Source organism: Martelella sp. (genome assembly GCF_984369615.1).
The window spans coordinates 1-7,529 of sequence record NZ_CFHTCS010000220.1; the positions used below are offsets into that span (position 1 = coordinate 1).

A 7,529-nucleotide genomic window follows, 5' to 3' on the forward strand; every position below is an offset into this window, starting at 1 on the left:
CGTATTGTATCGCCGCCGGCGTTTGTCGCGACGGAGCCCGGACAAAAAAAGCCCTCCGTCCGGGAGGAAGGACAGAGGGCGATGCGGATTTTTCGCGTTGAGGCGGGGCCTTCATGCCCTCGCGTCACCGACTTCTTCCGGGGTCTGCCGGCTGCCTCGCTCCTGCGAAGCGGCGGACCCGCGCGCGGCTTCTTACTTTGCAGCCTTGCGGGCGACCCGGCGGATGTCCTCGCGATTGATGCCGAGATCGGCCAGTTCGCGGTTGTTCATGCGGTTCAGTTCGCTGACCGTCTGACGATACTTCATCCAGTTGTTGAAGCTATGTGTCATGCTCATATCATATCTCCCTTCGTTTGAAGGTTTCGGCGCCGCATCCTTGCGGCACACCTGCGTTCCTGACAATTCGGAATATAGAGACTTGCCCGGACTTAAGGCAGAGGGTTTGCGTCAACAGTCCTATGCACTCTATGCAAAGCTCAGAACTTCCGCCTCAAAATTGATCAGAAAACCGGCACCGTTCCGCCGGAGTGCTCCGCTGCCAGACGACAGCGCAAAAAAAATAGCGCTCACCGGGGGAGGAGGATCCGGTGAGCGCCATTTGATGTGGCCGGTGACTGGGAGGAGGAGGAGTATCACCGACCTATCGAAGGGCATTTTGGGAGGAGGAGGAGAATGCCCTTCGAATTCCTGTAATTGTTATGCTGCGCCTAGAGCGCCGTGCGTCCATTCGGACGTACTAACCTATTGAATCTACGCATCGTGCTTTCCGAAGATCGATTCCGATTTTCGGGTCGATGCGCTAGAATGCGGCCCGGCGTGCGATGCGGCGGATATCTTCGCGATTGATGCCGAGGTCGGACAGTTCGCGGGTCGACATTCGATCCAGTTCACTCACGGTGCGGCGGTATTTCATCCAGTTGTTGAAGCTGCGGGTCACGTTCATGTGTCTATCTCTTCGGTCGGGCGTCGCTTCTGAGGGACGCTCATCATCTTCTGTTGACCCTGATATAATCGTTTCAGTCCGATTGAGGCAGACCCTTTTGAGCAATGCCCCTATGCAAAAAACGCAAGGCTTGCGAAGCACATGCCGCCGGGGCCGCCTGCCCGCGAGAGCAGGCCCCCGAAGGCGGGTCCGGGCGGGACCACCGAACGGCCCCGCCTTCGCTGCATTGCCTGCGACGCCTACTGCAGCGACGCCAGCGCCCGGGCAATGCCGCGCACTTCCGAAAGGCCGCGCAGGCGGCCGATCAGCGGATAGCCCGGATTGGTCTTGCGCGACTGATCGTCGAGGATGGCGTGCCCGTGGTCCGGCCGGAAGGGAAGCTGGACGCCCCTGGCCTTCTCGACGTCGAGTGCCGCCCTGACCACGGCGACCATATCGACATCGCCTTCAAGATGCGGTGCCTCGTGGAAGCTCAAACCATCGTCCTCGCGCTTGGTGGCCCGCAGGTGCAGGAAATACACCCGCTCGCCGTGCCTTTTCAGCATCGCCGGCAGGTCGTTGTCCGCCCGCACGCCGTAGGAGCCGGTGCAGAAGGTAAAGCCATTGGCAAGGCTCGGCACGCGTGCGGCGATCCGGTCCATGTCCTCGACGGTGGAAACGACGCGGGGCAGGCCGAAGAGCGGACGCGGAGGATCGTCGGGATGGATCGCCATCACGGCGCCCGCATCTTCCGCCATCGGCACCACGATTTCGAGAAAGCGGGAGAGCTGTTCGGCGAGCGCTTCGGCATCGATCGCATCGTAGCGGGCAAGCTGGGCGCGGAAATCGTCCAGCGAGTAGCTCTCCTCCGATCCCGGAAGGCCGGCCAGCACGGTGCCCGTCAGCTTGGCGATCGCATCTTCGGAAAGCGCCTTGAAACGGGCCTCGGCCTTTTCAATAACGTCTGCGGGATAATCGGCTTCCGCCCCCTTGCGACGCAGAATGAAAAGGTCGAAGGCCACATAGAGAAGATAGTCGAACCGCAGCGCCAGCGCGCCGTCATCCAGCGGATAGGTGAGGTCGGTGCGCGTCCAGTCCAGCACCGGCATGAAATTGTAGCAGATCGTCTTAACGCCCTCGCGCGCAAGGTTCTGTGCGGAACGGCCCCAGGTCTCGGCCAGCTTCTCCCACCCGGGTTCGGCCGTCTTGATCTTCTCGTGAACGGGAATGCTCTCGACCACGGACCAGGTGAGGCCGGCTGCGGCAATCATGTCGCGTCGCTCGGCGATCTTGTCGCGCTCCCACTCGACGCCGTTCGGCAGCTCGTGCAGCGCGGTGACAATATCGGTCGCGCCCGTCTGGCGCACCTCGGCCAGGGAAATCGGATCATTGGGTCCGAACCAGCGCCAGCTTTCCTTCATCGTATTCTCCTGTCATTTTCAAAAGCAGTCCAGGAACGCCGCGTGCGGGGAAGCAGGAGGCGCGCGTTCCTGACGGCCAGAACTGTTGATTGGGACGCCTTTCGGCAGCGTCGGCAACTAACCCACGATCCGTCCCAGTTCGTGCGAGCCGAACACGTAGCCGTCGAAAGCCGGGTCATCGACATCCGAGAGCTCCATCAGGGTCTCCCGCACGTTCTGAAGATGGGTCCACATCGCCTGGCGCGCGCGCGCCGCATCCTTTTTCTGCAGCGCCTGTAAAATCTCCTGATGGTCCTGAAGCCAGCGGCGGCGATAATCCGTGTCGAACACGCGGGTATGAAGCTGCGCCCACATGCGGCTCTTCTTGCGCTTGCCCCAGAGTTCATCGAGAAGATCGACGAGCACCGCATTCTGCGTGGCAACGGCGATCAGCCGGTGGAAGAGTTCGTCCGCCTCATAGCCGTCATCGGTCCCCTTCTCGATGGCCTCGCGCTCCATGTCGAGCGCCTCGCGCATCCTGCGGATATCGGCCATGGAGACCATTTCGGCGGCAAAGGCGGCAATGGTCGATTCCAGAAGCTGACGGGCCTGCAACAATTCGAACGGGCCGAAATCATCCGGCAGGTCCTCCAGCCGCGGTTCATTGTGCTCGATACCCTGAGGCGGCGTCGCCAGATAGATGCCGGACCCTTTGCGCACGTCGACAAGGCCTTCGAGCTCCAGCGTGATCACGGCCTCGCGCACCAGAGAGCGGCTGACGCCCAGCTCCTCGGCCATCTGACGTTCCGTCTTCAGGCGATCGCCCGGCTTGTAGTCCGAATGCGCGATCAGGTCGCGGATTTCGGCGGCCACCTCCTGATAGCGACGTTTTACTGTTTCTCTCATTCTTCAACCTCCTCTGCGGCGACCGCCCGATAGAACTCCTGCAGCACAGCGAAGGATTTCTTTCTGGTGACCTTGTCTGCAGCAACCAGACCCTTTCTGTTGAAGCCGCGCTGGAAAATGCCCTGGCGGCGCTCGGTCCTGAAATCATAGAGAATCCAGGGCGACATGCCCTTCACGAAATCAAGGTCTCGCAGCGTGCTGATCTGTTTTTCGTAGACTTCCGCCTGGTAATCCTCGGAGAACAGACCGGACTTGGGTCCGTGCTCGGTGATATCCGCATCAGCCCCGGTCTCGGAGATGACGACGGGGCGGTCGGGCTGGGAATTGGCCAGGATTTTCGGCAGTTCGGAGAAATCCTCGTCATACCAGCCGTAATATTCATTGATGCCGATGATATCGAGATGGGCGGCAAGCCGGTCCTCGATCTTCAGTTTCGCATGATTGACGAGGCAGGCGGCCGCGATCAGCCGGGTCGGGTCCTCCGCGCGCGCCGTTTCGGCAAGGCCGCGCATGAAAGCCAGCCGCGCATCGGTATCGGCGTTTTCGTTGCCCACAGACCAGATCGCCACGCTGGCGCGGTTGCGGTCGCGGCGGATGAGTTCGATCAATTGGTTCTGTGCATCGCGCTCGGTCGCCGGATTGGCGAAATCGATGGCCCAGTAGACCGGGATCTCCGCCCAGACCAGAAGGCCGGCCTCATCGGCCAGTTCCACCGCGCGCTCGTGATGGGGATAATGCGCAAGCCGCACGAAATTGCAGCCCATTTCTTTCGCATCGGCATAGCGCCGGCGCAGGTCGTCTTCGGTGACGACCTTGCCAAGTTTCGCATCGTCCTCATGCACCGAGATGCCGCGCAGCCAGAGCGGCTTGCCGTTCAGCAGGAGTTCGCGGCCCTTGCGGACAATCGTACGAAAGCCGACGCGATCATTCACCCGATCTTGGCCCGCCATAACGGTCACGTCGTAAAGCTTCGGCTTATCCGGCGACCAGAGGATCGGCCCGGCCTCGATGACCGTCTCACCCTTGCCGTCCGTCAGAGGAATATTTTCCTTAATACCCAGTTCGGGTATGGAGACCGTTGCCGTGTCGGCGCCCTCCGCCTCGACGTGAACCCGCAGCGCGTTGTTGCGACTTTCCGGATCGAGATAGATGAAGAAGTCGCGGATCAGGCTTTCCGGCGTCTCGACCAGCGAGACCTCCCGGTAAACGCCGCCGTAATTGAACCAGTCGGTGTTGCGCATCGGCACGCGATCCGTCGTACGCACATTGTTGACGCAGAGCATCAGCCAGTTGCGGCCGTCTTTCAGGCGCCCGGTGAGTTCGGCGAAGAAGGGCGTCGAGCCGCCATAGTGATTGCCGATGAATGCGCCGTTCAGAAACACCTTGCAGTCGTACTGCGCCGCGCCGACGCGCAGGAAGGTGCGCTTGCCGGGCTTCGGCGAGAAGTCGACGGCGCGCGTGTACCAGGCGCTGCCCTCGAAGAAATACCATTTCTCCTTCAGCATCTGCCAGCAGGAGGGCACGGGCACGGTCTCGCCCATATAGGGGTCATAGTCCCAGGGCTCGTCGCGGTCTTCCGGCGCGGCCGGCTCCATGGCAAACCATTTCTGGCGCAGGCCTGTGTCCAGGAGGTCGACACAGAAATTCCAGTCGCCATTGAGCGAGACCTGCTCGCGGTCGCCCATGAAGATCATCGTGGTGTGGTTGAGGTTCTGCGGATTGAAGGGACGGTCATAGTCCTCGTCATGCAGCGCCTGCAGCGCATTTTCCGCCAGTTCTGATCGCTCGAGCATGGTGAACCTCCACCGGTACCTGTCAAATTGCCTGAACCGGCCGGCCACCCGGGGTGGCCGACCAATTTGTCAAACGACTTAGTTGTCGCTGTAGTTTGCGCCTTCAGCCTGGATACGGTCGACCAGGTCGGCGACAGCCGGAGAGCTGCCCTTGACTTCGTCATACATCGGCTGAACGGCCTCGATGAAGGGCGCCTTGTCGACGGTATTGACCGTCACGCCCATTTCCTCGATCTCGCCCATCGTCTTGGAAACGATAGCGTCCCACTGTTCGCGGTGGAACTGCATGGCCTCGCCGGCGGCCTCACGGAAGGCGGCCTTGTCGTCATCGGACATGGAATCCCAGGCGCAGTTCGAGATCACCACGACCGAGGGGATCATGGTGTGTTCGTCGAGCGAGAAATAGTCCGCCACTTCGCCGTGACGCACGGTGGTGAGCGCGGTCGGGTTGTTTTCCGCGCCGTCGACCACGCCCTGCTGCAGGGCGCTGTAGAGTTCGCCATAGGCGAGCGGCGTCGGGCTGCCGCCGAGAAGCTCGACCATGCGGATTGCCGAGGGGCTCGGCTGAACGCGGATCTTCATGCCCTGAAGGTCGGCCGGGGTGTTGATCGGCTTGTTGCCGTAGAAGGAGCGCGCGCCTTCGATCAGGAAGGCGATGCCCTGAAAGCCCTTGTCATGGGACGCATCCAGGATTTCCTGGCCGATCTCGCCGGTCAGCACATCAAACTGATGGTCTTCGCTGAGGAAGAGATAGGGCAGGTTCAGCGCCGAATAGGTCGGTTCGAAGGCTTCGAGCTCGCTGGCATTGCTCTTGGCCATGTCGAGCACGCAGCTCTGGACGAGCTCCATCGATTCGCGCTGATTGCCCAGCTGGCCGTTCGGGAAGACCTGGATGTCCCAGGCGCCGTCGGTCAGCTCGGACAGGCGATCGCCCATGAACTCCATGGAGATGTGCAGCGGATGGTCCGGCGGGTTGTTGTGGTTGAGGCGAAGCGTGCGCGCCTCGGCGGTTGCGGCAAAGGCGACAGCGGCGACGCCCGTCATCAAAGCGACTTTGGAAAAGATCTTCATATCTTCCTCCCGGCACCCGTTCGTTTGAGGAGAGGTTATCGGACCGCCGCAGAGTGCCTTGTTGCAGCGGATGCGTTTATGGTTGACCAAATTATTTTAGGTGTCAACCAAAATAGATAAATTGGTTGACCAATTTTTTGTTTTGGTTCATGCTCCGACCATCAGCCAAAGGTATCGACCATAGGGCTGCGCAAAGAACTCACTCAAGGGAGGGTCGGATGTCCGAACAAGGAAAACCCGACACGATCAGCCGTCTCGTCGACGGCCTTGCCAACGTGATCGACGCGGTCCTGCGCGTCATCATCGTCGCCGGCTTCTCCGGCATGGTCATCTGCGTGGTGTGGCAGGTCATGAGCCGCTACATCCTGCGCGCGCCGTCAATCTACACCGACGAGATCGCCCGCTTTCTGTTCATCTGGATGGCGCTGGTCGGCGGCGCCTACACCTTCGGCAAGGGAAGGCATCTCGCCATCGAGATCCTGGCGCCGGCGCTTTCGGGCTGGCGGAAGCAGCTTGCCCAGCTTCTCGTCGTCGCGGTCATCGCCTTTTTTGCCGTTGCCGTGATGATCAACGGCGGCGGCGCCCTCGTTGCCCGCACGCTTGCAAACGGACAGGTCTCGCCCGCCCTGCAAATGCCGATGGGCTACATCTACATCGCCATTCCGGTCTCCGGCGCCGTCATTCTCTTCTACTGCCTGCAGATGGCCATCCGCCTTTTTGCCGGCAAGACGCCCGTTGAAGCCGCGCCCGCCGAAGCCGGCGGACCTCTGAACTAAGGGGAGTTCCTTTCATGCTTATGTCCTACGCCCCGCTGGTCCTGTTCGGCAGTTTCATCCTGCTGATGGTGCTCGGCGTTCCGATCGCCTTCGCCATCGGCGTCTCGGCCACGGTTACCTTTGCCCTCTTCGTCGGCATCGACCAGTCCTACTTCATCGTTGCCCAGCAGATGTCGTCCGGCCTCGACAGCTTCACCCTTCTGGCGATCCCCTTCTTCATCCTGGCCGGCAACATCATGAACCGCGGCGGCATCGCCCGCCGGCTCATCGATTTCGCCAAGGTGCTCGGCTTTGCCCTGCCCGGCTCGCTCGCCCATGTGAACGTGCTCGCCAACATGATGTTCGGCGCGCTTTCGGGCTCGGCCGTTGCCTCGGCGGCTGCCGTTGGCGGCGTCATGGCGCCGCTGCAGAAGAAGGAAGGCTATGACCCGGCCTATTCGGCTGCCGTCAACATCTCCTCCTGCACCACCGGCCTTCTCATCCCGCCGAGCTCGACCTTCATCGTCTTCTCGCTGATTTCCGGCGGCACCTCGGTCGCGGCCCTCTTCGTGGCCGGTTATGTGCCCGGGATCCTGATGGGCGTCGGCATCATGATCGTCGCCGGCATCATCGCCAAGAAGCGCGGCTATCCGACCCAGCCGCGTCCGACCGCCGGCGAATT

8 protein-coding genes are annotated in these 7,529 nt (G+C 61.4%); 2 read left to right on the forward strand and 6 right to left on the reverse strand.

The genetic code is table 11. The features are described from left to right. Positions 1-192 precede the first annotated feature (192 nt). The 6 genes from AC5DC2_RS16060 to AC5DC2_RS16085 form a co-directional block, all read right to left on the reverse strand. Positions 193-336: a DUF1127 domain-containing protein gene (locus AC5DC2_RS16060; RefSeq protein ID WP_081725757.1), complete on the reverse strand. Its 144-nt coding sequence runs from the start codon at positions 334-336 to the stop codon at positions 193-195. A gap of 463 nt (positions 337-799) precedes the next feature. Next, entirely contained in the window at positions 800-943 is a 144-nt protein-coding gene (locus AC5DC2_RS16065; RefSeq protein ID WP_081725756.1) for a DUF1127 domain-containing protein, read from the reverse strand. Positions 944-1,182: 239 nt separating this feature from the next. After that, complete coding sequence (gene uxuA / locus AC5DC2_RS16070; protein ID WP_491699201.1) at positions 1,183-2,343, reverse strand: mannonate dehydratase; 1,161 nt, start codon at positions 2,341-2,343, stop codon at positions 1,183-1,185. A gap of 117 nt (positions 2,344-2,460) precedes the next feature. Then, the gene (locus tag AC5DC2_RS16075; RefSeq protein ID WP_491699202.1) at positions 2,461-3,228 is read right to left on the reverse strand and encodes an FCD domain-containing protein; all 768 of its coding nucleotides are present in this window, start codon (positions 3,226-3,228) and stop codon (positions 2,461-2,463) included. After that, positions 3,225-5,021, reverse strand: coding sequence for a glycoside hydrolase family 2 protein (locus AC5DC2_RS16080; protein ID WP_491699203.1), 1,797 nt, complete (start codon positions 5,019-5,021; stop codon positions 3,225-3,227). Before AC5DC2_RS16080 ends, AC5DC2_RS16075 begins: the two co-directional genes overlap by 4 nt. Positions 5,022-5,099: 78 nt before the next feature. Further along, positions 5,100-6,092, reverse strand: coding sequence for a TRAP transporter substrate-binding protein (locus AC5DC2_RS16085; RefSeq protein WP_081725755.1), 993 nt, complete (start codon positions 6,090-6,092; stop codon positions 5,100-5,102). Between the two features lie 218 nt (positions 6,093-6,310). Between AC5DC2_RS16085 and AC5DC2_RS16090 the strand changes: the two genes are divergently transcribed. After that, positions 6,311-6,868: a TRAP transporter small permease gene (locus AC5DC2_RS16090; protein ID WP_024707763.1), complete on the forward strand. Its 558-nt coding sequence runs from the start codon at positions 6,311-6,313 to the stop codon at positions 6,866-6,868. 14 nt (positions 6,869-6,882) lie between these two features. Next, a partial coding sequence (locus tag AC5DC2_RS16095; RefSeq protein WP_491699204.1) for a TRAP transporter large permease subunit occupies positions 6,883-7,529 on the forward strand: 647 nt, incomplete at its 3' end.

What these genes read in the sequence shown, in the direction of transcription:
- AC5DC2_RS16060 (WP_081725757.1), bottom strand. Translation starts at nt 336, where the DNA reads ATGAGCATGACACATAGCTTCAACAACTGGATGAAGTATCGTCAGACG.
- AC5DC2_RS16065 (WP_081725756.1), bottom strand. Translation starts at nt 943, where the DNA reads ATGAACGTGACCCGCAGCTTCAACAACTGGATGAAATACCGCCGCACC.
- uxuA (WP_491699201.1), bottom strand. Translation starts at nt 2,343, where the DNA reads ATGAAGGAAAGCTGGCGCTGGTTCGGACCCAATGATCCGATTTCCCTG.
- AC5DC2_RS16075 (WP_491699202.1), bottom strand. Translation starts at nt 3,228, where the DNA reads ATGAGAGAAACAGTAAAACGTCGCTATCAGGAGGTGGCCGCCGAAATC.
- AC5DC2_RS16080 (WP_491699203.1), bottom strand. Translation starts at nt 5,021, where the DNA reads ATGCTCGAGCGATCAGAACTGGCGGAAAATGCGCTGCAGGCGCTGCAT.
- AC5DC2_RS16085 (WP_081725755.1), bottom strand. Translation starts at nt 6,092, where the DNA reads ATGAAGATCTTTTCCAAAGTCGCTTTGATGACGGGCGTCGCCGCTGTC.
- AC5DC2_RS16090 (WP_024707763.1), top strand. Translation starts at nt 6,311, where the DNA reads ATGTCCGAACAAGGAAAACCCGACACGATCAGCCGTCTCGTCGACGGC.